The following is a 25,522-nucleotide window of genomic DNA, read 5'->3' on the forward strand; positions in this document are numbered from 1 at the left end:
CCCTTCGGTTTGCGGGGAGTCTGCCAACTGGATCGCCCGTTTGCGGCGAAGTGTTCCGTTGACGCCTCACCACCCCGATCGGTTCCGTATGGACTTCCGTTGACTTCAGATGGCAACATGCGACCGCCGTCACATACTAAGCGGTCGCTCAGGAGGTTGCCCGTGCTGCTCGTCGCCAACCGGGGTGAGGTGGCCGTCCGCGTGCTGCGCGCTGCGGCTGACCTGGGGATTCGCACCGTGGCGGTGTATGCGGAGGACGACGCTTCCTCGCTCCACGTGTCGCTCGCCGACCGTGCCGTTCCTTTGGTCGGACCGTCGCCGTACCTGGACGTCTCGCAGTTGCTGGACGCTGCCGAGGGGTGCGTCGCGGTGCATCCGGGGTGGGGATTCCTGTCCGAGAACGCTTCTTTCGCTCGGGCGTGTTCCGCCGCCGGACTCACCTTCGTCGGGCCTTCCGCTGACGTTCTGGAGTTGCTCGGTGACAAGCGGCGAGCACGAGAACTCGCTGCCTCACTGGGGATTCCGGTCCTGGACGCCGAGCCGGGCTCCTTCCCGGTCATGGTGAAGGCCGTCGCCGGGGGTGGCGGCAAGGGCATGCGGGCCGTGCACTCGGCCGCCGAACTGGACGACGCCGTGGAGGCCTGCCGGGCCGAGGCGCTGGCGGCGTTCGGCGTCGGGGACGTCTACTTGGAACGGTTGATGCCCGCCGCGCGGCACATCGAGGTGCAGCTCGTCGGCACCTCGGTGATCGGCGACCGCGACTGCTCGTTGCAGGTCCGGCACCAGAAGGTCGTGGAGATCGCGCCCGCTCCCCTGCTGGACCCGGTGCTGCGCAAGGCGTTGCACTCCGCCGCTGTCTCGCTGGCCTCCGCTGCCGTGTTCACCGGGGTCGGCACGGTGGAGTTCCTGGTGTCCGGAGACTCGTGGGCGTTCCTGGAGGTCAACCCGCGACTCCAGGTCGAGCACACGGTGACCGAGATGGTGTCCGGAGTGGACCTCGTCCGGACGCAGTTGTTGCTGGCCTGGGGCGGCGACGTCGACTACACGCCGTTGGATCGCGGTGCGGCCGTGCAGGTGCGGCTGAACCAGACCTCTGGCGGAGTGCTGTCGGCCTTCGGGCTGCCGGCCGGGCCCGGGGTGCGCGTCGACACGCACGGGTACGTCGGCTACCGGGTCGGGACCGCCTACGACGGCCTGCTGGCGAAGCTCGTCGTGCACGGCGAGGACCTGGACGTGGCCCTGAACCGGGCGCGACGGGCGTTGGGCGAGTTCTCGGTGTCCGGCGTCTCCACCAACCTGGAGTTCTTGCGCGGGTTGCTGACCCAGGACATCGTCGGCGCCACCACGGACTTCATCGCCGACGAGCCGGTTTCCGGTCAGCTCGCCCCGCTGGCCGGGACGGTGGTGGCGGTGTCCGAGGACTCCGTCGTGCTGGAAGCGATGAAGATGCAGCACGTCGTGCGCGTGTCCGGCACGGTGCTGGTGTCGGTGGGCGACACGGTGGCCGAGGGCCAGGTGCTCGCCTCCGGCGCCGGCGAGTCCACTGAGGACGTCATTTCGGTGGACCCGTCGCACGTCCGGCCGGATCTGGCCGAGGTGCTGGCGCGGCACGACTTCGCGCGCCCGGAGGCCGAGGCGCGACGGCACGCGCGGGGCGGGCGGACGGCCAGGGAGAACATCGCCGACCTCTGCTCCTCGTTCGTCGAGTACGGCGGGCTCGCGATCGCGGCGCAACGTCAGCGGCGGTCTTTGCCGGACCTGATCGAACGCACGCCCGCAGATGGTCTCGTCGCCGGCATCGGCGTCGTGAACGGCTCACGGGTCGTGGCGATGTCCTACGACTACGCGGTGCTCGCCGGAACCCAAGGCCTGCGCAACCATCAGAAGAAGGACCGCCTCTTCGCGTTGGCGCAGCAAGAGAACCTGCCGGTGGTGTTGTTCGCCGAGGGCGGCGGCGGACGGCCCGGCGACACCGACCACAGCATGGTGAGCGGCCTCGACTGCGGCTCGTTCCACGCGTTCGCGCAGCTCAGCGGCCAGGTGCCGCTGGTGGGCGTGGTGGCGGGGAGGTGCTTCGCGGGCAACGCGGTGCTGCTGGGCACGTGTGACGTGATCATCGCGGTGGAGGGCGCGAACATCGGCATGGGCGGCCCGGCGATGATCGAGGGCGGCGGGCTGGGCGTGTTCCGGCCGGAGGACATCGGGCCGCTGGACGTGCAGGTGCCCAACGGCGTGGTGGACATCGCGGTGACCTCGGAGGAGGAGGCCGTCGCGGTGGCGAAGAAGTACCTCTCGTACTTCCAGGACTCGACGGCTGAGTGGTCCTGCGAAGACCAGCGCCTGCTCCGCCACGCGATCCCCGAGAACCGCCTCCGCGCCTACGACATCCGCACCGTCATCGACACCCTCGCCGACACCGACTCGGTCCTCGAACTGCGCGCCGGCTTCGGCAAGGCCATCGTCACCGCGCTGATCCGTGTCGAAGGCCGCCCCATCGCGCTGATCGCCAACGACCCGAAGGTCAACGGCGGCGCCATCGACGCCGACGCCGCCGACAAGTGCGCCCGCTTCCTCCAACTCGCCGACGCCTTCGACCTCCCGGTCGTCAGCCTCACCGACACCCCGGGCTTCATGGTCGGCCCCGAAGCCGAACGCACCGCCACCGTCCGCCACCTCACCAGAATGGTCGTGACGGGCGCCAACCTGACCGTCCCCTTCGGACTGGTCGTCCTCCGCAAGGCCTACGGACTCGGCGCGCAGGCGATGGCCGCGGGCAGCCTCAAAGTCCCCCAGTTCGCCATCTCCTGGCCCACCGGCGAGTTCGGCCCAATGGGCCTCGAAGGCGCCATCAAGCTCGGCTTCAAGAAGGAACTGGACGCCATCCAGGACCCCGAAGAACGCCGCCGGCGCTACGAGCAGATGGTCGCGATGGCCTACGAGCACGGCAAAGCCCTCAACGTCGCCTCGGTCTTCGAGATCGACGACGTGATCGACCCGGCCGACACGCGCCGCTGGATCGCCACGGCGCTGGCCCCCTCAGCTTCCCGCCGACAAGGGAAGAAACGCCCGTTCATCGACACGTGGTGAGGAGTTTCCGTGGTCAGTGTCGCCCCTGCGGAAAAGAAGACCCTGCGCAGGCTCATGGCGGCTGGACTCGTCGGGTCCAGCCTGGAGTGGTACGACTTCTTCATCTACGCGACAGCCGCGGCCCTGGTGTTCCCCAAGTTGTTCTTCCCCGAGGCGACGCCGATCGTGGCGTTGCTGCTCAGCTTCAGCACGTTCTGGGCGGGCTTCATCGCGCGCCCGATCGGCGGCCTGGTGTTCGGGCACGTCGGTGACAAGGTCGGCCGCAAGCCGGCGCTGGTGATCTGCCTGGCGTTGATGGCCGGGGCGACGTTCCTCATCGGACTGCTGCCGACGACGGCGACGCTCGGTGTCGGCGCGCCCCTGCTGCTCGTGTTGCTGCGGTTCCTGCAGGGCATCGCGGTCGGCGGGCAGTGGGGCGGTGTCGTCCTGCTGCTCACGGAGTCGGCGGGGCCTCGCAAGAGGGGCTTCGCGGGCACGTTCGGGCAGGCCGGTGTGCCGATCGGCGTGTTGCTGGGCAACGTCGCGTTCATCAGTGCGACGACGTCTCTCTCGCCGGAGGCCTTCGCGTCGTGGGGCTGGCGCGTGCCGTTCCTGGCGAGCGCGCTCCTCTTCCCCGTGGTGCTGTTCATCCAGCTCAAGGTCGAGGACAGCCCGGTGTTCAAGGAGATGCAGGAACGCCGCGCGAACGCACCGGCGGTTACCCACGCACCGCTGAAGGAGGCGCTCAGGACGCACCGCAAGCCGATCCTGCTCGGCGCGGGGCTGATGTTCGCGTCCAACGCCATCTTCTACGTGTCGATCGCGGGCGTGCTGTCGTACGCGACCACGACGCTCGGCCTGAGTCGCGAGTCGGTGCTGGTCGTGAGCCTGCTGTCGTCGCTGGTGAGCATCCCGGTGATCCTCTACGCCGGGCACCTGAGCGACCGTCTGGGACGCCGGCCGCTGATCATCGCGGGCACCGTCGGACTGATCGTGTGGGCGTTCCCGTACTTCCTGCTCGTGGACACGGGCTCGCTCGTGATGCTGTTCATCGCGTCCACGGTCGGTGGCATCGCCTCCTCTCTCGTGTACGGGCCGATCGCCGCCTACCTGGGTGAACTGTTCGAGCCGCACGTGCGGTACTCGGGTGCCTCTCTCGCGTACCAGCTGGCGTCGATCCTGGTCAGCGGCGGCACGCCGTTCGTGATGACGGCACTGCTGGGCGCGACCGGCACGTCGATGTCCGTGTCGGCGTTCCTGCTGGTCATGGGCCTGTGCACGCTCGTGTCGGTAATCAAGCTGCCGGAGACCCACCAGCCGGAACGGGCCTGATCAGGGGCTGTGAAGGCCCGACCTAAGGGATGAATCGGGCCTTCACAGTCAAGACCTCTGCGGAACCTGGAGCCGATGCCGTACGTTGGCGCGTCGTGACCACTCTCATGGCGCGCTTGAAGCAGCGGATGCGCAGGTTCGCGCAGAAACCGGGCTCTGTCGACCTCGCACCGTTCCAGGCCTTGCTCTCGGACGTGGAGAAACACGCGGACGCCTTCAAGGCGTTCAGCGACGAGGAGCTCACGGCCCACGCCAAGAAGCTGCGCGAGGAGAGCACGGACACCGAGCTCGTCGCCCTCACGCGTGAGGCGGCCGAGCGCGCCATCGGGCAACGTCCGTTCGACGTCCAGGTGCTCGGTGCGCTGGGCATGCTGAGCGGGCTCGTGGTCGAGATGGCGACCGGTGAGGGCAAGACGCTCGCGGGCGCCATGGCCGCGGCCGGGTTCGCGATCAAGGGCAAGCGCGTCCACGTGGTCAGCGTCAACGACTACCTCGCCCAGCGCGACGCCGAGTGGATGGGGCCGCTGTACGCGCTCCTGGGCGTCAGCGTCGGCTGGATCAACGGCAGCTCGAAGGCCGAGGAGCGCCGCGAGGCCTACCAGTGCGAGGTCACGTACGCGCCGGTCAGCGAGATCGGCTTCGACATCCTGCGCGACCGGATCGTCACCCGCGAGGAGGACCTGATCGTCCCCGAGCAGCAGGTGGCGCTCATCGACGAGGCCGACTCGGTGCTCGTCGACGAGGCGCGCGTGCCGCTCGTGCTCGCCGGCTCGACCAGCGCGGAGGCGGCCGACCCCGTCATCGCCGACCTGGTGAAGCGGCTGCGGCAGGAGCTGCACTACGAGGTCGACGACGAGGAGCGCAACGTGTTCCTCACGGGTGCGGGCTCCGAGGCCGTCGAGCGCGCGCTCGGCGAGATCGACCTGTACTCGCAGGAGCACGTCACGTCCACGCTGTCGAAGGTCAACGTGGCGCTGCACGCGCAGGTGCTGCTGCACCGCGACGTTGACTACATCGTGCGTGACGGCAAGGTGCACCTGATCAACGACACGCGTGGCCGTGTCGCGAAGCTCCAGCGCTGGCCGGACGGCCTGCAGGCCGCGGTCGAGGCCAAGGAGAACGTCCAGACGACCGAGTCCGGCGAGATCCTCGACTCGATGACGGTGCAGGCGCTGCTCTCGCGCTACCCGACGCGGTGCGGCATGACCGGTACTGCCGTGGCCGTCGCCGAGACGCTGCGGGAGTTCTACGAGCTCGAGGTGCTCGTGATCCCGCCGAACAAGCAGAACATCCGCGAGGACGAGCACTTCCGCCTCTACGCGACGCTGGAGCAGAAGGAAGACGCGATCGTCGAGGAGATCAAGACGGTCCACGAGTCGGGCCGCCCGATCCTCGTCGGCACGCTCGACGTCGCCGAGTCCGAGCGCATCTCGTCGAAGCTGCGCGCCGCGGACATCGAGTGCGTGGTGCTGAACGCGAAGAACGACGCCGAGGAAGCGTCGATCATCGCGGACGCGGGCTCGTACCAGCGCATCACGGTCTCCACGCAGATGGCCGGTCGCGGTACGGACATCCGCCTCGGCGGCCACGAGGGCGAGGACCACGACCGGATCGCCGAGCTCGGCGGCCTGTACGTGATCGGCTCCGGCCGGCACTCGTCGTCCCGCCTGGACGACCAGCTGCGCGGCCGCGCCGGACGTCAGGGCGACCCCGGCGGCTCGGTGTTCTTCTCGTCCATGCAGGACGAGCTGATCACGCAGTACGCGCCGGACGCCGAGGACCCGTCCGAAGTGGACAACGACGGTCGCGTGCACGACAAGGGCCTGCTGCACACCTTCGAGCACGCGCAGCGCGTGGCCGAGGGCGTGAACCTGGAGATCCACCGCAACACCTGGCGCTACAACAAGCTCATCGAGCACCAGCGCGACATCCTGCTGCGGCACCGCGACGTCGTGCTCACGACGGACGCGGCGTTCGAGAAGGTCGGAGAGAAGGAGGGCGTGTCCGACGAGGTGGCCTCCGAGGCCGCCCGCAAGATCACGCTGTTCTTCCTCGACGACCTGTGGACGCACCACCTGACGTTCCTGTCGGACCTGCGCGAGGGCATCCACCTGCGCGCGCTGGCGCGGCAGAACCCGCTGGACGAGTTCCACCGCGAGGCCATCCCGGCGTTCAACAAGATCGTGCCGGAGTCGTGGGAGCTCACCACCGAGAAGTACGAGGCGGCCAAGATCACCGACGACGGCTACGACCTCGCCGACGCCGGGGTGAAGCGCCCGAGTTCGACGTGGACGTACCTGGTGCACGACAACCCGTTCGGCTCCGGTCTCGAGGAGTCGATGAAGGGCCTCGTGAAGATGGTGCGCGGACAGCGCCGCTGACGGTTACAACATCCCGGGGACGACGAGATCGTCCGCCGGTCTGGCGGGTCGGGGCAACGCCCCGGCCCGTCTCGCTTCGGTGGCCGTCGCGGTGGTCATCTCCTCGGAGAGAGCTCTGATCTCGGCCAGGATGTCGAGATGCTCCTGCGACGGCGGTGGCCCCACGAAGTTGGACCTGTTGTGCGCCGTCCGTTCCGCCCGCTCGGCCAGCAGCCTGATGCGGCGGAGGAGGTCGTGCTCCCCATCCGGGAGCATGAAGTCGTTATGCTCCATCACCCGTGCAAGCTTTCGCGTGCACGGGTGACCCGTCGATCCCCTAGTCGGCTGATTCCAGTTTCTGGACGAGCCAGGCGTGGAAACCGCCGATGTGGTGCTCCGAAGGCACCAGCACTCCGCCGTGCGCGTAGGCGCGCGAAGCCATGGCAGGCTGGCATCGCTCGCAGGCTTCGAAGTCCTGTTCGTTCACCCGGTGGAACAGCTCGACCGAGCGAGAGACGTCACGGCCGGTGTCCACGACTTCCTTGGCGTAGAGCCAATCGCACTCGACGATCGTCCTGTCCGCGGCCATCGGGTACATGCGGTGCAGGATCACGTGGTCCGGCACGAGGTTGATGAACACCTGCGGTTTGATCGTGATCGCGTAGTACTTCCTGTCGCGTTCCTCTTCCAGGGCGGAGAGTTTCTCGAACCCCTCGCTGCCGTCCACGGTGAAACCCTGGATCTCCTCACCGAACTCGGCGCCGTGCCCGACGTAGTACTGGGCCGCGTAGCCGTCCGCGAACTCCGGCAGCACCTCGGTGAGCTCGGGGTGGATCGTCGCGCAGTGGTAGCACTCCATGAAGTTCTCGATGATCAGCTTCCAGTTGGCCTTCACGTCGTAGGTGATGCGGCGGCCCACGGACAGCTGGTCGATCTCGTAGCCGTCGATCCCTTCGAGCGTTCCCAAACGTTCGGTGACGGCGCTCAGCACGTCGTCCTCGAAGCTCGGAGGTTCGTCGGCGAGGTTCACCCACACGTATCCGAGCCACTCGCGCAGGTGCACCTTCGCGAGCCCGTACTCAACGCGATCGACGTCCGGCATAGAGGTGAGATTGGGTGCGGCGATCAGGTTTCCGTCCAACGCGTACGTCCAGGCGTGGTAAGGGCACTGGAACGCCCGCTTGACCGTTCCGGACTCCTCGACGCAGATGCGCGCGCCGCGATGCCGGCAGACGTTCAGGAACGCGTTGAGGGCGCCCTTGCGGTCCCGCGCGATGAGCACGCTCTCCCGCCCGACCTGCACCGTGCGGAAGTCGCCGGCGTTCGGCAGGTCCGCCGACCGGACCGCGCAGAACCACATCTTCTCGAAGATGGAGGCCTGTTCCCGCGCGAAGATCGCGGGATCGGTGTAGTAGCGGCCCTCCAGGGTGGAGATCAGGCTGCCGGTCATGCTCCGCCTCTCAAGCGAGCAGGGTCGAACAGGGCGATCGGGTGCCGCGTGGCCCCGTCGATCGTGAGGTCGGCGAGGATCTCGCCGACGACGGGCGCGAACTTGAACCCGTGCCCCGAGAAACCGCACGCCACGGTCACGCCCTCGTCACGGGCGATCACGAAGTGCCGGTCGGCGGTGTTGGTGTACATGCAGGTCGCGGCCCGCTGGAACGTGCCGGCGACAGTGGGCATGGGCGAGGCGACGGCGTTGGTGATCGCCTCGACCTCGTGGGCGTGCACGGTGCGGTCGATCGTCTCGGGCGTGCAGATCTCGCCGCCGGTGTGGAACGCGACCTTCACCGCGCCGTCGTGCTCGGGGAAGCCGTAGAACATCGTGCCGTCGGCGCGGTCCCAGATGTAGATCGGGTAGCCCGCGAGGCTCTCGGCCGGGGTGAAGTAGTACTGCACCTGTCGTTCGATCTCGAACGGGACTCCCAGGCGTGCCAGCAGTTCCGGCGCCCACGGCCCAGGGCAGACGACGACGTGGCCGGCCTCGTAGGTCGCGAGCGGGGTGGTGACCTTGCCGGGCTCCCAGTGCGTCACCGGCTCCTCGAAGTGGAGTTCGGCGCCTGCCCGTTCGGCGAGCTTGAGATGAGCCGCCACGGACGTCTCAGGCACCACGAAGCCCGCACCGGGTTCGTACAGGCCCACCTCGTCGTCCAACGGGTGGAGTGCCGGGAAGCGCGCACGGATTTGGGACGCGTCGAGCAGCTCGTGTTTCAGACCGAACTGCTCGACGCTCGCCCGGCTACCCGTGATGGCGCCGCTGTCCTGGGGGCCGACGACGAGGCCGCCGACGCGGTGGAAGACGTGCTCTCCGCTGTCGTGCTCGATCTGGTCCCACATCTCGTGGGCGCGCAGCATCAACGGCACGTAGGCGGGGTCCTCGATGTAGGCCTGGCGGGTGATCCGCGAGCCGCCGTGGCTCGAGCCCCTGGCGTGGGCGGGTGTGAACTTCTCCAGCCCCAGCACGCGTTTCCCGCGCTGCGCGAGCCGGTACGCGGCGGCGCTGCCCATGCCGCCGAGCCCGATCACGATGACGTCGTAGGTCATCCGCGCAGCCGCTTCATCTCGGGATCGAACAGCGGTTCGGCCGCCGGGCGGGCGGTGACGCGCTGTCCGAAGTACTCGATCTCGACCTCGTCCTCGATCTCGCTGGGCAGCCAGGCGTAGGCGATGTTGAGGCCGGTCGTGTAGCCGTAGGCGGCGCTGGTGACGTACCCGACCGGTTCCCCTTGGTGGAACACGGGTTCGCTGCCCAGCACGACGCTGTGCGGGTCGTCGATGGTGAGGCAGGTGAGCTTCTTGGTGGACGTCAGGTTGTGCAGCGAACCCTTGCCGAGGAACTCCTTGTCCTGGCGCACCGCGAAACCCAGGCCCGCCTCGAACGGGTCGTGCTCGGTCGTGACGTCCGTGCCCCACGACCGGTAGCCCTTCTCCAGGCGCAGGCTGTTGAACGCGCCGCGCCCGGCCGCGATGACGCCGTGCCGCTGCCCGGCCTCCCAGAGCGTGTCCCACAGCTTCGGGCCGAGGTCCGCGGTGGTGTAGAGCTCCCAGCCCAGTTCGCCCACGTAGGACAGTCGCAGCGCGGTCACCGGGACGTTCTTGATGAACGCCTTCTGCGCCGTGAAGTAGCCCTTGCCGACGTCGAGGGTGTGCGGGAGGTCGTTGACCAGATCGCGGGCGAGCGGGCCCCACAGGCCGATGCAGCACGTTCCGGCCGTGATGTCCCGGATGAACACGTTGTCGGGCGCGTGCCGGGTGAGCCAGTCGAGGTCGAGGTTGCCGTTGGCGCCGACCTGGAACGTCGTGGCGTCAAGCCTCGCGATGGTGAGGTCGCTGCGCACGCCGCCCTGTTCGTCCAGCAGCAGCGTGTAGACGACCGCGCCGGGCTTGCGCCTGAGGTTGTTGGTGGTCATGCGGTGCAGGAACTCCAGCGCTCCCGGCCCGCTGACCTCCAGCCGTTTCAACGGGGTCATGTCGAACAGTGCGACCCGCTTGCGCGTCACGAGTGCCTCGGCCCCGCAGATCGGGGACCAGTAGCGGCTCGCCCATTCGTTGCGCGCGGGCACCTCGGCGACCTCGGGCAGGTCCGCGTTGGCCTCGTACCAGTGCGGACGCTCCCAGCCGGACGCCTCCAGGAAGAACGCGCCGAGCTGCTGCTGCCGGCCGTAGAACGGGCTGGTGCGGATCGGCCGCGGGCTTTCCATGGGCTGCAACGGGTGCAGCAGGTCGTAGACCTCGACGAAGTTCTGGCAGCTGCGTTCCAGCACGTAGTCCGGCGCCAGCTGCACCTGCTCGAACCGGTTGAGGTCGCTCGAGTGCAGGTCCAGCTCGGGCTGTCCGTCCACGATCCACTCGGCCATCGACCGCGCGACCCCGGCGGAGTGCGTGATCCACACGGCCTCGGCGACCCAGAAGCCCTTCAGCCCGGGATGTTCGCCCAGCAACGGCATCCCGTCGCTGGTGAACGAGAACAGGCCGTTGAAGCCGTGGTCCACGCCGGCCTCGGCGAGCGACGGGATCAGCTCGACCGCCGCCTCCCAGGACGGCTCGAAGTCCTCTTTGGTGAACGGCAGCTCGGACGCGGTGATGTCGCGTGCGGCGATGGGCATCGGTTTGTGCCCGTACGCGCCGATGCCGAGCGCCTTGCCGTGCGAGCGGAAGTACAGGTCGGCTTCCTGGTGCCGCAGGATCGGCTGCCGCGCCAACGCCTCGGCGTCCGCGTTGAGCGACCCGGTGAACACGTACTGGTGCGCCATCGGCACCAGCGGCACGGTCAGCCCGACCATCTCGCCCAGCACCGGCCCCCACATGCCCGCGCACGAGACGACGATGTCGGCGCCGAACACGTCCGTCTCGGTCCGCACGCCCGTGACCCGGTCGCCGGCCGTCTCGACCGCGACGACCTTCTGCCCGAACACGAACCGCGCCCCGCGCTGGATCGCCCGTCCCGCCTGGATCTCGGCGGCCCTGACCGGCGCCGCGAGGCCGTCACTCGGGATCAGGAACCCGCCGAGCAGCTGGTCGCGGTCCAGCAACGGGTGCAGCCGCGCCACCTCGTCCGCGTCGATCAGCCGGCTCTCGACACCCCACGACGTGGCCCAGCCGTGCCTGCGGCCGAGGTCGTTCAGGCGTTCCGGCGAGGTCGCGATCTCCAGGCCGCCGATCTGGTCGAAGCAGCCCAGCGCGGTGTACTTGTCGACGGTGTAGCGGGCGAACGACGTCATGCTGCGGCACGAGTTGGTCTGGAACACCAGGCCGGGAGCGTGCCCGCTCGACCCGCCGACCGCGAGACCTGCCGCCTGGTCGAGCACCGTGACGTCGGTGAAGCCTCTTTCGGTGAGCTCGTCGGCCAGCGCGCATCCGACGATCCCCGCCCCCACGAGCACCACGCGAGGCACTTCACCAGGCATCAGGACACCCCTTCGCCACAGTTGCGGGTAACAGAACCTGTTCCGCTATCAGCAACAAGTTGCGGCCAGCGCGCCCGGCTGTCAATACCGCCGTTCGCGCGATCAGCACGCGACGGTCCGTGAAACCGGATAAATCAGGAGCTTCGGCCGCGAACCGTGACGCATCATCGGCGGATGGAGTCCGCGACCCTGCACACGATGGCGCGCAGGTACCTGATGAGCCGCAACGGAAAGCTGCACGCCGAGTACGCCGCGCTGCCGGACGACGGCAGGCGCGGCCTCGACCACACCGACGAGGCCAAGCGGATCTTCCCCGGGTACGACGTCGTGGCCGCGATGCTGCTGGAGGTCGAGCGCCTCGATCCCGACGACCTGCCGCCGCCGGACCGCCTCGCCGCCGCTCTGTCGACCGCCGCGTCGACGGCCCAGTCGGTGTTCACCACCGGCCTCCACCCGATCGAGGCCGAGGCGACCGCGGCGGAACGCGACCTGTTCCGCGCGTCGATCAGGAGCTGGCTGAACGCGAAGGACCTCACCGTCGAGCCGCTGCCCTACCGCCGCGCGTTCAGCGATGAGGAGGTGGAGCGGTGGCGCGGCCGGCTGGCGGCGCGGTGGGGCACGCAGGTGACCATGTGGCACCCGCTGATCACCGAGGACGTGCCGGAGGACGTGCTCGTCGTCAGCGCGGACGCGATGTGGGACGCCGGTGGCTTCGAACTGGTCTACGACGCCCTCGTGGACATGGGCCTGCACCGCGTGGTCGAGATCCGGGAGCACGGCGACCCCGGCTCCCTCCTGGACCTCGACGCCGTCGAGCTCGCCTACACCGGCGCCGAGGGCATCTGGACCGACGACTCGCTCGACTGGATCGCCTACGCCTCGCACGAGTCGTCGATGGCGTTCGGCGGCACACTCGCCGAACGCCTCCGCACGTCCTGGACGGATCTCTCCGACTGGGGCTGGGTCCCGATCTGGGATCAGCCCGCGAAGTAACCCAGCTGGGCCGAGAGCTCCTGCGCCGCCGTCGACATCGCCGGCACGATCTCCTCGACCCGTTCCCGCGACAGCCGGTACGACGGCCCGGACGCGCTCATCGCCGCCACCACCTCGCCCCGGTGCCCGCGGACCGGGACGGCCACCGCGTGCAGCCCCAGTTCGAGCTCCTCGAAGCACGCCGCGTAGCCCTTGGCCGCCACGTCCTCCAGTTCCGTGAGCAGCCGTGCGGCTTCCACGACCGTGTTCTCGGTGTAGGCGTCGAGCGGTAGCGACGCGAGGCGCGTGCGTTCGGCGGTGGGCAGGTAGGCGAGCAGGACCTTGCCGGACGAGGTGGCGTGCAGGGGCGTTCGCTGGCCGATCCAGTTCACCGCCGAGACGGCCGCGGAGCCGCGGGCCTGGGTGATGTTGATGGCGACGCCGGCGTCGTGCACGGCGATGTTGACGGTCTCGCCGAACGAGTCGGCGAGGGTCTGGCAGACGGGCTGGCCGAGCTTGGTCAGGTCCATCCGGCCGGTCGCCGCGCCCGCCAGGCGCACGACCCCGAAACCGATGGCGTACTTGCCTCTTTCCCCGAGCTGCTCGACGAGGCCACGCGACTCCAGCACGGAGACGAGTCTGGACACCGTGGACTTGTGCACGCCCAGCTCACCGGCGATCTCGGTGATACCGGCCTCGCCTTGGGCCAGGAGTTCGAGCACGCTGATGGCTCTGTCCACGGACTGCACCTGAGCTGCCGAGTCGGAGTTGCTCATCGCGCAACAGTAATCGACAGGCAAAACAACCGGCTGGACTCTTGACGGCGGGTCGCGCGAGGCTCACATTGTGTTGCGTCATTCGGAACGTGTGCCGTGTTACGCAACGGAGGCCGACGATGATCCGCGCCTGCGCTCTCGTGGACCTGCCCCCAGGGGAGGCGGTTCGCATCGTCGGCCCTCACGCGCCGATAGCCCTCTTCAACGTCGACGGCGCCCTCTACGCCATCGACGACACGTGCACCCACCAGGACGCCTCGCTCAGCGAGGGCTGGCTGGAGGGGTGCTTCGTCGAGTGCCCGCTGCACGCCGCGAGCTTCGACCTTCGCACCGGCGTGCCCACGTGTCTGCCCGCCAAAAGACCGGTGAGGACCTATCCGGTTCTTGTGGAGGATGGAGTGGTCTATGTCGATGTCGAAGTGAACAAGGACGTGGCGTGAAGACGATCGCGATCATCGGTGCCTCGCTCGCCGGGCTGAGGTCGGCGCAGGCACTGCGCCAGCAGGGGTTCGACGGACGGATCGTCGTCGTCGGCGACGAGGTCCACCTCCCCTACGACCGGCCACCGCTGTCGAAGGACTTCCTCCTCGGCAAGGTCGAGGCCGTACCGCTCGCCGACCAGGAGGACCTCGACGCCGTCAACGCCGAGTGGCGCCTGGGCGTCAAGGCGACCGGTCTGCTCTCCACCCAGGAGGTCGCGCTCAGCGACGGCACCACCCTCGCGGCCGACGGTCTCGTCATCGCGACCGGCGGCCTGCCGCGCACCATCCCCGGCACGCACGTGCTGCGGACCCTCGACGATGCCGTCAAGCTCCGCGAGGCGTTCGGCAGCGCGCAGCACATCGGCGTCATCGGCGCCGGGTTCATCGGGGCCGAGATCGCGTCCAGTGCACGCGCACTGGGCAAGGACGTCACCGTTGTCGAAGCATTGCCCACGCCTCTTACACGTGTACTGGGTGCACAGATGGGCAGTGCATGTGGACATCTGCACGGCGACCATGGATCAACGTTGATTACCGGAGTCAATGTTGATTCAGTCAACGTTGACGGCGGAATCAACCATGGAATCAACCTCGCCGATGGACGTGTGGTCAATGCTGACGTCGTCGTCGCCGGTATCGGTACACGCCCGGCAACCGACTGGTTGGCCGGCGGTCCCGTCAACATCGACAACGGCGTCCGCTGCGACGCGGGTGGCGTGACGAACGTGAAGAACATCGTCGCGGTCGGCGACGTCGCGAACTGCGCAGGACATCGCGCCGAGCACTGGACGTCCGCGACCGAGCAGGCGCAGGTTGCAACGCGCAACTTGCTCGCCGGAGAAACCGTCGCGACGCACACCGCGGGCGGTTATGTCTGGTCCGACCAGTACGGCGTGCGCATCCAGTTCATCGGACGGGCGACGAACGACGTTCGCATCGAAGATGGGTCCGTTGAGGACAGGAAGTTCGTCGCGACCTATCGAGACGGTGAGAACCCGGACGACATTGTTGGCATTGTGGCCATGAGCAACGCCCGTCTTTTCACGAGGCTCCGCCGGAACCTCAAGTAACGGTCGTCACGGTTTACCGCCGCCGGCGACCGGATACACCCAAGTGTCCTTCGTGGACACATGAACCAGGGAGGCAGTCCGTGTCGCCGGTGCGGCAGATCATCAACCCCTTCGACCAGAGCGTCATCACCGAGGTCGAGGAGCAGACCCGCGACCAGGCCCTCGCCGCGATCGCGAAGGCGCGCCACGCCTTCGACCACGGCGACTGGCAGCACTCGAGCCCCGAGCACCGCGCCGCCGTGCTGAACCACGTGGCGGACCTCCTGGAGCGCGACAAGGAGGACATCGCCCGCACCGAGACGCTCGACACCGGCAAGACGCTGGTCGAGAGCCGCATCGACGTGGACGACGTCGCCGCCGTGTTCCGCTACTACGGCAACCTCGCCGGACTGCTGCACCCCAAGATCGTCCAGGGCGTGCCGGAGAACGTCATCAGCCGCGTCGACTACGAACCGGTCGGCGTGTGCGGCATGATCGCCCCCTGGAACTACCCGCTGCTCCAGGTCTCCTGGAAGATCGCGCCCGCGCTGCTGGCGGGCAACACGCTGGTGGCCAAGCCCAGCGAGATCACCCCGCTCAGCACCATCAAGCTGTTCGAGCTCCTCAAAGAGGCCGGGCTGCCCGACGGCGTCGCGAACCTCGTCCTCGGCACCGGCCCTGAGGTCGGCGCGCCGCTGTCCGAGCACCCCGACGTCGACCTGATCTCGTTCACCGGCAGCCTCGCGACCGGCCAGCGGATCATGGCGTCGGCCGCGAAGACCGTGAAGAAGGTCGCGCTCGAGCTCGGCGGCAAGAACCCGAACATCGTGTTCGCGGACGCCGACATCGACACCGCCGTCGACTACGCGCTCACCGCCGCGTTCTTCCACGCGGGCCAGGTCTGCTCGTCGGGCACGCGCCTGATCGTGCACACCGACATCTACGACGACTTCGTGCACGAGGTCGCGCGCCGGACCGATCTCATCAAGCTGGGCAACGGTTTCGACGAGGACACCGAGTCCGGGCCGCTCGTCTCCGCCGAGCACCGCGCGAAGGTCGAGAGCTACGTCGAGGTGGCGAAGCAGGAGGGCGCGACCCTCAAGGCCGGCGGCAAGCGGCCGGACGAACCCGAGCTGCAGAACGGTTTCTTCTTCCGCCCCACCGTCTACGCGGACTGCACCAGGGACATGAAGCTGGTCCAGGACGAGACGTTCGGCCCGATCATCACCGCCGAGCGCTTCAGCACCGAGGACGAGGCGATCATGCTCGGCAACGACACCGAGTACGGCCTCGCCGGCGGTGTCTGGAGCCAGGACCTGGAGAAGGCGCAGCGCGTCGCGAAGAAGCTGCGCCACGGCACGGTCTGGGTCAACGAGTTCGGCGCCTACCTGCCGCAGGCCGAGTGGGGCGGCTTCAAGCGCTCCGGGGTCGGCCGCGAACTCGGCACCGCGGGCCTGCACGAGTACACCGAGCCCAAGCACGTGTACCAGAACCTCAAGCCTGAAGCCCAAAACTGGTTCGCGCGAAAGGACTCCACCCAGTGACCGCATATGACTACGTGATCGTCGGCGGCGGAACAGCGGGCTGCGTGCTCGCGGCACGGCTCACCGAAGACGAGAACGTCACGGTCGCGGTCATCGAGGGCGGTCCGTCCGACGTCGGCGACGAGAAGATCCTGAACCTGCGCAACTGGATCAACCTGCTCGAGACCGAGTACGACTACGACTACCCGACGGTCGAGCAGCCGCGCGGCAACTCGCACATCCGGCACAGCCGCGCGAAGGTGCTCGGCGGGTGTTCCAGCCACAACACGCTGATCTGCTTCCAGCCGCTGCCGCAGGACCTCGACGACTGGGGCCACGGCTGGACGTGGGACGCGCTCGGCCCGTACTGGGACAAGGTCCAGCTCAACATCATCCCGGTGGTGGAGAAGGACCGGAACCCGATCGCCCAGGACTTCGTGGCCGCCGCCCAGGAGGCCACCGGCGTCCCGGAGATCGACAACTTCAACGCGAAGCCGTTCCAGGACGGCGTGGGCTTCTTCTCCATCGCGTACCACCCGGAGAAGAACAACCAGCGGTCGAGCGCCTCGACCGCCTACGTGCACCCGATCCTGGAGCGCAGGAACCTCACGCTGCTCCTCAACACCTGGACGAGCAGGATCGAGTTCGACGGCACCCGCGCGATCGGCGTGCACACGGACAAGGGCTACATCGAGGCGAACAAAGAGGTCCTGCTCTGCGCGGGCGCCATCGACACGCCCCGGCTGCTGATGCTCTCGGGCGTCGGCGACGCCGAGCACCTGAGCAGCATCGGCATCGAGCCGAAGCACGACCTGCCGGGCGTCGGCGAGAACCTGCTCGACCACCCGGAGTCGGTGATCGTGTGGGAGACCACCAAGCCGTTGCCGGAGAACTCGGTGATGGACTCCGACGCCGGCCTGTTCATCCGGCGCGACGAGTCCGACCCGCGGCCGGACCTGATGTTCCACTTCTACCAGATCCCCTTCACCACCAACACGGAACGCCTCGGCTATCCGACGGTGGAGCACGGGGTCTGCATGACGCCGAACATCCCGCGCCCGCACAGCAAGGGCCGGCTGTGGCTGAAGTCCAGCGACCCCACCGAGAAGCCGCAGCTCGACTTCGGCTACTTCATGAACCCCGACGGCTACGACGAGCAGACGCTGGTCGACGGGTTCAGGATCGCACGGAAGATCGCCGAGCAGGAGCCGCTCAAGTCGTGGCTCAAGCGGGAGATCGCACCCGGCCCGGACGTCACGAGCGACGAGGCCCTGTCGGAGTACGGCCGCAAGGCCGCCCACACCGTCTACCACCCCGCCGGCACCTGTGCCATCGGGTCCGTTGTGGACGGTGACCTGAAAGTCATCGGACTCGAAGGCCTTCGGGTCGTCGACGCGTCCGTCTTCCCCACCATGCCGACGGTGAACCCCATGGTCACCGTCCTCATGATTGGAGAACGCGCCGCGGACCTGATCAAGGAGGCGTAAGTGACAGCCACAGCGGAAGACAGGCTCAAGGATCTCGGCTACACCTCGGAGTTCAAGCGGGACATGAGTCCCTGGGCGAACTTCTCGCTGGGCTTCACCTACCTCTCCCCCGTGGTCAGCACGTACACGCTCTTCGGTGTCGCGCTGGCCCTGGGCGGTCCGCCGATGATCTGGAGCTTCGTCGTCGCGGGCGTCGGCCAGTTCCTGGTCGCGCTGATCTTCGGCGAGCTCGTGGCGCAGTACCCCGTGGCGGGCGGCGTGTACCCCTGGGCACGCCGCCTGTGGGGCAAGCGCTGGGCGTGGATGACCGGCTGGGTGTACATGATCGCCCTGCTGGTCACCATCGCGTCCGTCAGCTACGGCGCCGGGCCCTATCTGGCCACACTTCTCGGCTACACGGCCAACGTCGGCAACACCGTGCTGTGCGCGATCGCGATCATCGCGGTCTCCACGCTCATCAACTACGCGGGCACCAAGGTGCTGTCCTGGGCCGCGATCTTCGGGTTCGCCGCGGAGATCGTCGGCGCGCTGGTCGTCGGCATCTGGCTGCTGGTCGACAACCGCGTGCACGGCCTGGGCGTGCTGTTCGACAGCTTCGGCGCGGAGGGCTCCGGCAGCTACCTCCCGGCGTTCTTCGCGGCCGGCATCATCGGCCTCTACCAGTACTACGGCTTCGAGGCGTGCGGCGACACCGCGGAAGAGGTCAAGGACCCCGGCCGCGTCATCCCGAAGGCCATGCGCCGCACCATCTACATCGGCGGCGCGGCGGCCACGTTCGCGTGCCTCTCGCTGCTGCTGGCGGTGCCGGACTTCGGCAGGGTCATCTCCGGCGAGGACGCCGACCCGGTCACGAACATCCTCACCAACGCGTTCGGCCCGGTCGGCTACAAGATCGTGATCGGCGTCGTGCTGATCTCGTTCCTGTCGTGCACGATGTCGCTCCAGGCGGCCGCCTCCCGCCTCACCTACTCGTACGCCCGCGACAAGATGCTGTTCGGGCACAAGGCACTCGCGCAGTTCAACAAGAAGCGCCACATCCCGCCGTACGCGCTGGCGCTCGCCGGGGTCATCCCCGCCGTGATCGTGGTCGCGTCGATGCTGTCCACCAACGCGCTGGACAAGATCGTGTCGTTCGCGACGCTCGGCATCTACCTGGGCTTCCAGATGGTGGTGTTCGCGGCGCTGCGGGCGCGGCTCAAGGGCTGGCAGCCGTCGGGTGAGTTCACGCTCGGCCGGTGGGGCCTGATCGTCAACGTGCTGGCGCTCGCGTACGGCGTCGCGGCGATGGTGAACATGGTGTGGCCGCGCACCCCGGACGCGCCCTGGTACGACAACTACATCGTGATCCTCAGCGGTGTCCTGGTCGTCGGCATCGGCCTGGTCTACATGCTGGTCGCCAAGCCGTTCGGCAACTCCGACGCGGCCGCCGGCGACGCGATCCCCGCCGGGAAGGACTCAGCGCTGCAGGCGAAGTAGCCGCAACGCGAGCTGCACCTCCAGCACGCGGTCCGGCGACTGCCAGTCGCCGAGCAACGACGTGACGCGGTCGAGTCGTTGCGTGACCGTGTTGACGTGGAGGTGCAGCTCCGCCTTGGCACGGCTCAGGTTCGCGCCGCAGCGGAAGTAGACCTCCAGCGTGTGCACGAGCTCCGTGCCGCGTTCGGTGTCGTAGTCGAGCACCTGCCCGAGCACCGACCGCACGTACCCCGACACGTCGGCCCGGTCGCCCAGCAGCACGCCGACGAACCCGAGGTCGTCCATCGTCGCCGCGTCCTTCTCGCGGCCCAGCTGCCGCAACGCCTTCAGGCACCGCCGCGCCTCCTCGTAGGCCGCCGCGATCGCCACCGGCCCGGCCACGGGCCCGCACGCCCCGACCGTCGCGTCCAGTGCCTTCGCGACCTCACGGGCGACGTGCGTCGACACCGACGGCAACGCCAGCACGACGTCCCGGCCGCGCGAGCCGGCCAGTCCCCTGTGGACGGACGCGTAGTGCGTCGCCCCGGACAGGTTCCCGTCCGCCACCAGCACCACGTGCGGTTCCGACAGCTCCACGCCCACGCGCCGGGCCCGCGCCACCAGCCCAGTGGCGTCCCGCCCGTCCAGGATGTCGGTGATCAGCTCGCCGCGGACCTTGTTCTCCGCCTCGGCCACGGTCCGCCGCAGCAGCAACAACAACGCCGTCACGGCGGCCGACCGTTCGAACAGCCGGCGGTCCGCGTCCGTCAGGTCGCGGCGCCCCGACAACGCGATCCCACCCAGCAGCTCCGACCCCGCGAGCACCGCGCACACCCACTCGTCGCCGAGCAGCACGGCCCGCCCGTTGGCGCGCACGGCGTTGGGCGGCACCAGGTCGAGCACCTCGACCGTGCCGCCGAGCAGCTCCCCCACCGCCGCCGCGACCTCCGCCGAGGACCCGCCGCGCAGCACCAGGTCGGTGAGCCGGTCGTGCGCCTCCTCGGCGCGTTTCATGGCCTCGTTGTGCGACTGGATGGTCGCGAACAACGACGCCGTGTCGATCGCGATGGCCGCGTGGTCGGCGAGCGACTGCAGCAGCGCCACCTGCTCGGCCGGGAACTCCCGGGTGGTGCGGTCCGCCGCGTACAGCACGCCGATGACCTTCGAGTCGAGCTTCAGCGGCACGCCCAGGATCGCCGTGAGGCCCTCGTCGTGCACCGCCGAGTCGATCGGGTTGGTGTGGTTGAACCGGGCGTCGGCGAAGTAGTCGGACGTCGCGTACGGCCGCGCGGTCTGCGCGACCAGCCCGCCGAGCCCCTCACCGAGCCCGAGCCTGACCTTCTGGAACAACGGCGAGAACGACCCGTCCGTCACCCGCATGTAGGTGCCGGCCGGGTCGTTCATCGACAGGTACGAGACGTCCGTTCCGAGCAGCGTCCGGGCTCTGCGCACGATCGAGCGGAGCACCGCGTCCGTGTCCCGCATGCCCGCGAGCTCGGACGCGGTCTCGAACAACGCCGCCAGTTCGGCCTCACGCCGTCGTGTCACACCCCAACCCTGTCACGTTCCTCCAGATCCGCACCACGGGTCTCGCGGGCCAGCAGGACCGCGATCACGGTCAGCACGCACATCGCGACGACGTAGATCGAGATCGGGAACGACGACCCGTACGCCTTCAGCAGCGCCGTCGCGATCAACGGGGCCAGCGCGCCCGCGACGATCGAAGCGAGCTGGTACCCGATCGACGCGCCGGAGTACCGCACGCGCGTGCCGAACAGCTCCGAGAAGAACGCGGCCTGCGGCCCGTACATCGCACCGTGCAGCACGAGTCCGACCGTCGTGGCCAGGATGATCAGGCCGGGACTCTTCGTGTCCAGCATGGCGAAGAACGCGAACACCCACACCGCCATGCCGACCGCGCCGACGAGGTAGATCGACCGCCGCCCGAACCTGTCGGACAGATGGCCCCACACGGGGATCGTGACGAGGTGCACCGCCGACCCGATCAGCACCGCGTTGAGCCCCACCGACTTCGAGAGCCCGAGCCCGGTCGTCACGTACACCAGGATGAACGCGGTGATCACGTAGTACGACACGTTCTCCGCGAGCCGGGCGCCCATCGCGACCAGCACCTCGCGCCAGTTGTGCTTGAGCAGCTCGAAGACCGGCGCCTTCTCCTGCTTCGGCGCCTTCTCCGCTTCCCGTTGCGCGGCCAGGAAGACCGGCGACTCGGCGACCTGCAACCGGATCCACAGGCCGATCACGACCAGCACACCCGAGAGCAGGAACGGGATCCGCCAGCCCCACGCGAGGAAGTCCTCGTCCGACTGCACCGCCGCGAGGATCGCGAGCACACCGGTCGCGAGCAGGTTGCCGCCGGGAGCACCGGCCTGCGGCCACGACGCCCAGAACCCGCGCCGCTTCGGGTCACCGTGCTCCGACACGATCAGCACGGCCCCGCCCCACTCACCGCCCAGAGCGAAGCCCTGCACCAGCCGCAGCAACGTCAGCAGCAACGGCGCCAGCACGCCCACCGACGCGTACGTGGGCAGCACGCCCATCAGCATCGTCGCGCCACCCATCAGCAGCAACGACAGCACCAGCAACTTCTTGCGCCCCAGGCGATCCCCGAAGTGGCCGAAGACCACGCCACCGAGCGGACGCGCCAGGAAGCCGATCGCGTACGTGGTGAACGCGAGCAGCGTGCCGGTCAGCGGGTCCGCGGTCGGGAAGAACAGCTTGTTGAACACCAGGGCGGCTGCCGAGCCGTAGAGGAAGAAGTCGTACCACTCGACAGTTGTCCCGATGAGCGAAGCGCCTACCACTTTTTTGATCATCGACAACTCCTCATTGAGCTGACCAGCCGCCATCGACGGCCACTGACGTTCCGGTGACAAAACTGTTGTCGCACAACCACAGCACGGCGTCGGCGACCTCGGAAGGCTCGATCAGCCGTTTCACCGCACTGCGCTGCAGGAAGATCTGCTCGGTCACGTCCTCGGGCGCGATGCCGTGCACCTTCGCCTGGTCCGCGATCTGCTTCTCCACCAACGGGGTCCGCACGTATCCGGGCGCCACGCAGTTCGACGTCACGCCGTGCGGGGCGCCCTCCAGCGCGGCGACCTTGGAGAAGCCCTCCAGGCCGTGCTTCGCGGCGACGTAAGCGGATTTGAACGCCGACGCGCGGACGCCGTGCACGCTCGTGACGTGCACGAGTCGGCCCCAGCCGCGGGCGTACATGTGCGGGAGGACGTGCCGGGTGAGCCGGAAGGCCGCGCCGAGCATGAGCTCGACCATCGCCGAGAAGCGCTCGGCGGGGAACTCGTGGATGGGCGCGACGTGCTGCACGCCGGCGTTGTTGACCAGGACGTCGATCTCGCCCGGCAACGCGGCTACGGAACCCGTGAGGTCGACTACATATCCGACACCGCCGAGTTCTTCGGCGAGGGTCAGAACGTGCGGATCTCGGTCGACCAGATGGACTTTGGCGCCTGCGGAGGCCAGCGCGCGGGCGCAGGCCAGGCCGATGCCGCTCGCGGCTCCGGTGATCAGCGCGCTGTGACCCGTGACACTCGACATGCCTGGAAACGCTAGGCGTCACCCGGCGTGATCGACATGTGGTGGCCACACATAAAGCCTGGTCACAACGTGGCTTTAGCCAACATTTAGCGTCTCAACTGCATATCTGGCATCCCCCGGGGGTACAGAGGCGTAAGCTCCCGTCACCTGAACGGGGGAAGATCCGCTACCGAGGGGGACCAATGTCCACAACACCTATTTACGACGACCTCCTGCGCGAGCTCGAAGGCATCGCGCAGGAGGCCGGTCCGACGGGCTCGGAGCCCACTCCCGAGCCCGTCAAGCAGTAACTACTTCGGAGGAGCGATCAGCTCGGCGGGGACCGGCTGGTCCTTGCTGATCAGGTCGAACAGCTCCGAGGCCTTCTCCTTGTTCCACTGCACGACCGAGCCCGCACCGGGCACCGTCGGCGTGGAACCCACCGGCACGGTCCCGCTCGTCGCGTCGCTCATGTTCAGAGCCACGCTCAGCAGGTGCCACAGGTGGTCGTCCTCGTTGACGGAGACCGAACCGGAGGCCGCGTTCATCAGGGGGATGGCGCGGAACGGGTTCGCGAGCGTCGCGGGGCTCTTCACCTTCTCGAAGAGCGCCGAGAGGAACTTGCGCTGGTTCTGCACGCGCTGCAGGTCGGCGGTCGCGAACGCACGGGTCCGCACGAACCCGAGCGCCTTCGGCCCGTCGAGCTCCTGGCAGCCCGCGGGCAGGTCGATGCCGGCCAGCGGGTCCTTGATCGGCTCGTCGATGCAGATGTCCACGCCGCCCACGGCGTCGACCATGTCGGAGAACCCGCCGAAGCCGATCTCCATGTAGTGGTCGATCCGCACGCCGGTCGCGCCCTCGACGGTCTGCACGAGCATCTGCGGCCCGCCGAACGCGTACGCCGCGTTGACCTTGTTGCGGCCGTTCTCCGGGATCGCGACGTACGAGTCGCGCGGAATCGAGATCAGCACCGGCTTGGCCGCGCTGTTGTCCGGCAGGTGCAGCATCATGATGGTGTCCGTGCGCCGTCCGGCGGCGTCACCGGTGGCCAGCGCGTCCTTCTGCTCCTGCGTCAGACCCTCCCGCGCGTCCGATCCGACGAGCAGCCAGGTGGTGCCCGGCGTCTCGGCGGGACGGCCCTCGTAGTCCGGCAGCGCGTTGATCCGCGTCAGCGTCGAGTCCACGTAGAACCCGAACCCGACGGTGCCCAGAACCAGGACGAGCAGCAGCACCAGAATGACGCGTCCCGGACGCCTCTTCTTCTTCATCGGCCGCTGCGGCGGCATGGGACGCCGCGGCTGCTGGTAGCCGTGGTGATACCCAGCGCTCATGTGTCGCCAACCCCGATCGCTTCAGTTTCGCTTTGCAAGTGAGGACGTCGTTCGCCGCCTCAGGTTGCGAGGAAACCTACCGGGGCGGCAGCACCAACGCCTCGAAAAGGCGCGTGACCTCCGCAGACGGGTCCTCAGTCCAGCCCGTGTGAGCAGGTGATGTCTGCACGATCGTGCTCCGGGGCGCGGTGAGCCACCGGAACCGCTGCCCGACCGTGGTCCGGCTCACCGGCCCGGCCGCCGCGCTCCCGTCGCACGAGTTCGTCAGGTGCCTCAGGCTGTCTTCCAGCGTCTCGACGTCGAGGTGCGGGTCCAGCACCCGCAGCCGCTCACCGTCCACATAGGTCCTGGCGCACAGGAAGCCCAGCGGCGCGCAGTAGACGATCACGCCGACGTTCATGAACTCGCCCCGCTCCTGCCGCGGCACCGCCCGCAGCAGCGCGTACTCAAACACGTGCGGCACGCGCGGCCTCCAGCGAGTCGACCCAGCCGCGGTTCGCGAGGCGGTAGGTGAAGAAGTCCTTGTAGCGCTGCCGGAGTTCGGCGGGATCGCCCTCCAGCCACTCGTCCGGAACGAGCGCGAGCACCTCGTCGAGCAGCCCGGGCGTGATCTTCGCGGCCATCTCCGCGTCCACTTCGGACAGAGCACCCGCGTTCGGCAGCATCGCGTGGTCCGACGAGTCATAGCGGAAGTCCTTGGTGGCAGGCCGTTCCTCACTCCACGAGTAGTGGAAGTACAGCGCGGCGCCGTGGTCGATCAGCCACGGTTCGCGGTGCCACAGCAGCATGTTCGGGTTGCGCCAGCTGCGGTCCACGTTCAGCACGAGGGCATCGAACCACAGCAGCCTCGTGGCGAGCTCGGTGCCCGGGTCGCGCACGATCGGGTTGAAGTCGAACGAGCCGGGCAGGTAGTCGAGTCCGAGGTTGAGGCCGCCGCTGGCGCGCAGCAGCTCCTGGACCTCCTGGTCGGGTTCCGCGCGGGCCAGCTCTCCGTCGAGGTGCACCAGGACGATCTCGGGTATCCGGAAGCCCAGCCGCCGGGCCAGCTCGCCGACGACGATCTCGGCGACCAGGACCTTCACGCCCTGCCCCGCGCCGCGGAACTTCACCACGTACATGCCCAGGTCATCGGCCTCGACCAGGCCCGGCATCGACCCGCCCTCGCGGAACGGGGTGACGTACCGGGTGGCCGTGACCTCCCTCAGAGAACTCACCCGCGCATGA

Annotated in this window: 20 protein-coding genes; 9 read left to right on the plus strand and 11 right to left on the minus strand. The window is 68.4% G+C overall.

From position 1 onward, the window contains the following. Positions 1–162: 162 nt before the first annotated feature. The 3 genes from ACFWNN_RS34875 (at position 163) to secA2 (ending at position 6,779) form a co-directional block, all read left to right on the plus strand. On the plus strand, positions 163–3,087 hold the full coding sequence (locus tag ACFWNN_RS34875) for a carboxyl transferase domain-containing protein (RefSeq protein ID WP_382444208.1): 2,925 nt from the start codon (positions 163–165) through the stop codon (positions 3,085–3,087). A gap of 9 nt (positions 3,088–3,096) precedes the next feature. Continuing rightward, positions 3,097–4,398 (plus strand): MFS transporter, encoded by a 1,302-nt coding sequence (locus ACFWNN_RS34880; protein WP_382444209.1) that lies wholly within the window; start codon positions 3,097–3,099, stop codon positions 4,396–4,398. A gap of 95 nt (positions 4,399–4,493) precedes the next feature. Then, positions 4,494–6,779, plus strand: a complete 2,286-nt coding sequence (secA2, locus tag ACFWNN_RS34885) for an accessory Sec system translocase SecA2 (RefSeq protein ID WP_382444210.1) — start codon at positions 4,494–4,496, stop codon at positions 6,777–6,779. A gap of 3 nt (positions 6,780–6,782) precedes the next feature. Here secA2 and ACFWNN_RS34890 read toward each other — a convergent pair whose 3' ends face one another. From ACFWNN_RS34890 to ACFWNN_RS34905, 4 genes are read right to left on the minus strand one after another with little or no spacing between them, the layout of a single operon-like run. Beyond that, complete coding sequence (locus ACFWNN_RS34890) at positions 6,783–7,052, minus strand: hypothetical protein (protein WP_382444309.1); 270 nt, start codon at positions 7,050–7,052, stop codon at positions 6,783–6,785. 43 nt (positions 7,053–7,095) lie between these two features. Then, positions 7,096–8,208 (minus strand): aromatic ring-hydroxylating dioxygenase subunit alpha, encoded by a 1,113-nt coding sequence (locus ACFWNN_RS34895; RefSeq protein WP_382444211.1) that lies wholly within the window; start codon positions 8,206–8,208, stop codon positions 7,096–7,098. After that, positions 8,205–9,302: an N-methyl-L-tryptophan oxidase gene (gene solA / locus ACFWNN_RS34900; protein ID WP_382444212.1), complete on the minus strand. Its 1,098-nt coding sequence runs from the start codon at positions 9,300–9,302 to the stop codon at positions 8,205–8,207. The genes ACFWNN_RS34895 and solA overlap by 4 nt, the downstream gene beginning before the upstream one ends. Further along, positions 9,299–11,665: an FAD-dependent oxidoreductase gene (locus ACFWNN_RS34905; RefSeq protein WP_382444213.1), complete on the minus strand. Its 2,367-nt coding sequence runs from the start codon at positions 11,663–11,665 to the stop codon at positions 9,299–9,301. The genes solA and ACFWNN_RS34905 overlap by 4 nt, the downstream gene beginning before the upstream one ends. 174 nt (positions 11,666–11,839) lie before the next feature. Here ACFWNN_RS34905 and ACFWNN_RS34910 point away from each other — a divergent pair, with 174 nt between their 5' ends. Next, the gene (locus ACFWNN_RS34910) at positions 11,840–12,658 is read left to right on the plus strand and encodes a hypothetical protein (RefSeq protein WP_382444214.1); all 819 of its coding nucleotides are present in this window, start codon (positions 11,840–11,842) and stop codon (positions 12,656–12,658) included. Here the strand turns inward: ACFWNN_RS34910 and ACFWNN_RS34915 are convergent. Continuing rightward, entirely contained in the window at positions 12,643–13,413 is a 771-nt protein-coding gene (locus tag ACFWNN_RS34915) for an IclR family transcriptional regulator (RefSeq protein WP_382444215.1), read from the minus strand. The two genes, ACFWNN_RS34910 and ACFWNN_RS34915, sit on opposite strands and share 16 nt — an antisense overlap. A 119-nt stretch (positions 13,414–13,532) precedes the next feature. Here ACFWNN_RS34915 and ACFWNN_RS34920 point away from each other — a divergent pair, with 119 nt between their 5' ends. The 5 genes from ACFWNN_RS34920 to ACFWNN_RS34940 all read left to right on the plus strand — a co-directional run bounded on the left by ACFWNN_RS34920 (position 13,533) and on the right by ACFWNN_RS34940 (position 19,430). Further along, positions 13,533–13,853 carry a bifunctional 3-phenylpropionate/cinnamic acid dioxygenase ferredoxin subunit gene (locus tag ACFWNN_RS34920; RefSeq protein ID WP_382444216.1) on the plus strand — a complete coding sequence of 107 codons (321 nt, stop codon included), beginning with the start codon at positions 13,533–13,535 and terminating at the stop codon, positions 13,851–13,853. Beyond that, positions 13,850–14,965: an NAD(P)/FAD-dependent oxidoreductase gene (locus ACFWNN_RS34925; protein WP_382444217.1), complete on the plus strand. Its 1,116-nt coding sequence runs from the start codon at positions 13,850–13,852 to the stop codon at positions 14,963–14,965. The genes ACFWNN_RS34920 and ACFWNN_RS34925 overlap by 4 nt, the downstream gene beginning before the upstream one ends. An 80-nt stretch (positions 14,966–15,045) precedes the next feature. Then, entirely contained in the window at positions 15,046–16,488 is a 1,443-nt protein-coding gene (locus tag ACFWNN_RS34930) for an aldehyde dehydrogenase family protein (protein WP_382444218.1), read from the plus strand. Beyond that, positions 16,485–17,954 (plus strand): GMC family oxidoreductase, encoded by a 1,470-nt coding sequence (locus tag ACFWNN_RS34935; protein ID WP_382444219.1) that lies wholly within the window; start codon positions 16,485–16,487, stop codon positions 17,952–17,954. The genes ACFWNN_RS34930 and ACFWNN_RS34935 overlap by 4 nt, the downstream gene beginning before the upstream one ends. Then, complete coding sequence (locus ACFWNN_RS34940; RefSeq protein ID WP_382444220.1) at positions 17,955–19,430, plus strand: APC family permease; 1,476 nt, start codon at positions 17,955–17,957, stop codon at positions 19,428–19,430. Here ACFWNN_RS34940 and ACFWNN_RS34945 read toward each other — a convergent pair. The 6 genes from ACFWNN_RS34945 to ACFWNN_RS34970 form a co-directional block, all read right to left on the minus strand. Then, entirely contained in the window at positions 19,410–20,957 is a 1,548-nt protein-coding gene (locus ACFWNN_RS34945) for a helix-turn-helix domain-containing protein (RefSeq protein ID WP_382444221.1), read from the minus strand. The two genes, ACFWNN_RS34940 and ACFWNN_RS34945, sit on opposite strands and share 21 nt — an antisense overlap. Continuing rightward, the gene (locus ACFWNN_RS34950) at positions 20,954–22,246 is read right to left on the minus strand and encodes an MFS transporter (protein WP_382444222.1); all 1,293 of its coding nucleotides are present in this window, start codon (positions 22,244–22,246) and stop codon (positions 20,954–20,956) included. Before ACFWNN_RS34950 ends, ACFWNN_RS34945 begins: the two co-directional genes overlap by 4 nt. A gap of 10 nt (positions 22,247–22,256) precedes the next feature. Then, positions 22,257–22,988: a 3-hydroxybutyrate dehydrogenase gene (locus ACFWNN_RS34955; protein ID WP_382444223.1), complete on the minus strand. Its 732-nt coding sequence runs from the start codon at positions 22,986–22,988 to the stop codon at positions 22,257–22,259. 290 nt (positions 22,989–23,278) lie between these two features. After that, positions 23,279–24,298: an LCP family protein gene (locus ACFWNN_RS34960; RefSeq protein WP_382444224.1), complete on the minus strand. Its 1,020-nt coding sequence runs from the start codon at positions 24,296–24,298 to the stop codon at positions 23,279–23,281. Between the two features lie 76 nt (positions 24,299–24,374). Then, positions 24,375–24,761: a DUF3037 domain-containing protein gene (locus ACFWNN_RS34965; RefSeq protein WP_382444225.1), complete on the minus strand. Its 387-nt coding sequence runs from the start codon at positions 24,759–24,761 to the stop codon at positions 24,375–24,377. Further along, positions 24,745–25,512 carry a HipA family kinase gene (locus tag ACFWNN_RS34970; RefSeq protein ID WP_382444226.1) on the minus strand — a complete coding sequence of 256 codons (768 nt, stop codon included), beginning with the start codon at positions 25,510–25,512 and terminating at the stop codon, positions 24,745–24,747. Before ACFWNN_RS34970 ends, ACFWNN_RS34965 begins: the two co-directional genes overlap by 17 nt. Positions 25,513–25,522 lie beyond the last annotated feature (10 nt).

It is taken from the genome of Lentzea sp. NPDC058450 (assembly GCF_042721395.1).
Taxonomy (GTDB): domain Bacteria; phylum Actinomycetota; class Actinomycetes; order Mycobacteriales; family Pseudonocardiaceae; genus Lentzea.

What these genes read in the sequence shown, in the direction of transcription:
- ACFWNN_RS34890 (WP_382444309.1), bottom strand. Translation starts at nt 7,052, where the DNA reads ATGGAGCATAACGACTTCATGCTCCCGGATGGGGAGCACGACCTCCTC.
- ACFWNN_RS34895 (WP_382444211.1), bottom strand. Translation starts at nt 8,208, where the DNA reads ATGACCGGCAGCCTGATCTCCACCCTGGAGGGCCGCTACTACACCGAT.
- solA (WP_382444212.1), bottom strand. Translation starts at nt 9,302, where the DNA reads ATGACCTACGACGTCATCGTGATCGGGCTCGGCGGCATGGGCAGCGCC.
- ACFWNN_RS34905 (WP_382444213.1), bottom strand. Translation starts at nt 11,665, where the DNA reads ATGCCTGGTGAAGTGCCTCGCGTGGTGCTCGTGGGGGCGGGGATCGTC.
- ACFWNN_RS34910 (WP_382444214.1), top strand. Translation starts at nt 11,840, where the DNA reads ATGGAGTCCGCGACCCTGCACACGATGGCGCGCAGGTACCTGATGAGC.
- ACFWNN_RS34915 (WP_382444215.1), bottom strand. Translation starts at nt 13,413, where the DNA reads ATGAGCAACTCCGACTCGGCAGCTCAGGTGCAGTCCGTGGACAGAGCC.
- ACFWNN_RS34920 (WP_382444216.1), top strand. Translation starts at nt 13,533, where the DNA reads ATGATCCGCGCCTGCGCTCTCGTGGACCTGCCCCCAGGGGAGGCGGTT.
- ACFWNN_RS34950 (WP_382444222.1), bottom strand. Translation starts at nt 22,246, where the DNA reads ATGATCAAAAAAGTGGTAGGCGCTTCGCTCATCGGGACAACTGTCGAG.
- ACFWNN_RS34955 (WP_382444223.1), bottom strand. Translation starts at nt 22,988, where the DNA reads ATGTCGAGTGTCACGGGTCACAGCGCGCTGATCACCGGAGCCGCGAGC.
- ACFWNN_RS34960 (WP_382444224.1), bottom strand. Translation starts at nt 24,298, where the DNA reads ATGAGCGCTGGGTATCACCACGGCTACCAGCAGCCGCGGCGTCCCATG.